This is a genomic window from Bacteroides sp. B1-V-101, assembly GCF_023656585.1.
In the GTDB taxonomy this organism is placed as follows: Bacteria; Bacteroidota; Bacteroidia; order Bacteroidales; family Bacteroidaceae; genus Bacteroides; species Bacteroides thetaiotaomicron.
Window position 1 is genome coordinate 1 of record NZ_JAMOKH010000087.1, and the last position, 1,729, is coordinate 1,729.

2 protein-coding genes are annotated in these 1,729 nt (G+C 40.7%); both read right to left on the reverse strand.

Annotation, left to right across the window (positions count from 1 at the left end; translation table 11 throughout):
* Positions 1-441 precede the first annotated feature (441 nt).
* Positions 442-1,482, reverse strand: coding sequence for a PDDEXK nuclease domain-containing protein (locus tag NBH01_RS26490; RefSeq protein WP_502801508.1), 1,041 nt, complete (start codon positions 1,480-1,482; stop codon positions 442-444).
* A 59-nt stretch (positions 1,483-1,541) separates the two neighbouring features.
* The coding region (locus NBH01_RS26495) for a hypothetical protein (protein ID WP_044193047.1) at positions 1,542-1,729 on the reverse strand (188 nt) is incomplete at its 5' end.

The following is a 1,729-nucleotide window of genomic DNA, read 5'->3' on the forward strand; positions in this document are numbered from 1 at the left end:
TTTCCCTCTTTTCTTCTGATGGTTTTAAGGGATTGGGTCATGCTTCGTTTTTCATGTATATTTGTCCGTTTTTCTCTTTTTTTTATAATCTGATGATTGGGGCTTTCTTTATAGGGATTTCCTTTATTCAACCCATTTAAAGGAGGGAACAGGTATGAAGCTATTGAACAACTCAGAGGTCGGTCTATAAGGATAAGTACAAGAAGTATTTCTTTTAACAAAAATGCGTGACATCAAAAGAAGGGGATAAATAGAGATTACCCCTGCCAAAAATTGACACTTTTAAATTTACTGATTCTATTTTTGTGATTGGGGGCTTTCATACGTTACAGATAGCCCCAAAGAACATGCCCTATCCATGGTTCGTTCATTAAGACATGTTCTTGCATGACTAATTCTATTTGGGGGCTTTCTTTTCTGCAAGACAAGGAGTTTTGCTCTTTATTGATTCAGTTTCCTTTCTTGCTCTATCTGTACCCGTTGTCGTTCTATCTCTTTTTTGAGTTCCTGTTCTGTCGGCAGATAAAGCATGTATTTGGATGCAAAAATCTGGTTGCTGTCATTGAGCAGGCTATATTTTACAATGGTCTTGTCTTTTTCGGTACATAGGATAAGCCCGATTGTCGGATTATCGGTTTCCTGCCGCATCTTTTCCTCAAAATAGCGTACATACATATCCATCTGCCCGATATCCTGATGGGTAAGCGGTTCGGCTTTCAAGTCTATGATTAAAAAGAATTTGAGTATATAGTTATAAAATACCAAGTCCGCATAAAAGTGTTTGCCCGTGTCGGTGGTAAGTCGGTACTGGCGCCCCACAAAAGCGAAGCCCTTGCCTAATTCCTGCAAGAAGTTCTGCAACTTATCTATAATTGCCTGTTCCAGTTCATTCTCCCTAAAGTCCGTATTATCCTTTAAGCCTAAAAATTCCAGTACATAAGGGTCTTTGATAATGTCTTTCGGCTCTTGCCTGATTTCTTTTTCGGCAGCTTCATCCTTGACTATTTGGGTATTGTGGCTCATAAGCATCCGTTCGTAATAGAGGTTGCCGATTTGCCGTTCAAGCGTTCTCGTACTCCAGTTGCAATCTATGGTTTCCTGCATGTAAAACAGCCTTGCCTGCCCGTTCCCTACCTTTAAAAGCAGGCGGTAATGCGTCCAACTCAATTCAGGACGCAGTGCGTCACATTTTGGATAAACGAGGTAAAAGTTACGCATGTGGCGCAGGTTACTTTCATCAAAGCCACGACCGTGTTTTTTAGTCAGTTTTTGGGATAATTGTTTGAGAATCTGTTTGCCATATTCCGCCCTTTCTTTTCCCTTTTGTTCTTCTTCGACGATTACTCTGCCGATATGCCAGTATGCCCTGACCATCGTAATATTGGCGGTGCGGTAAACCGCAGCACGTGCCTCTTCGATTATCCGGTTAATCGTGTCGTAAAGGGTGCTGATTCCTTTTGTTATTTCTCCATTTGTCGCCATGTCATTCCAATAATTTGTACGCAAAGGTAGTAATTTAAAACGACTTGAAAACAAGGGGATTACTTTCTTTCACGCTCCGCAGGAACAGAGGGGCTTTCTTTATCGGGGCTTTCCTGTAATCGGATAAAAGGGAATGTGGCAACCCTATAAAAGCAGAACGCTGTTTTGACATGTTTTTTCAATGAAATAAAATCCCGTTTATAGAACCGAAAAAATCCCTTAAAACCATCAGAAGAAAAGAGGGAAA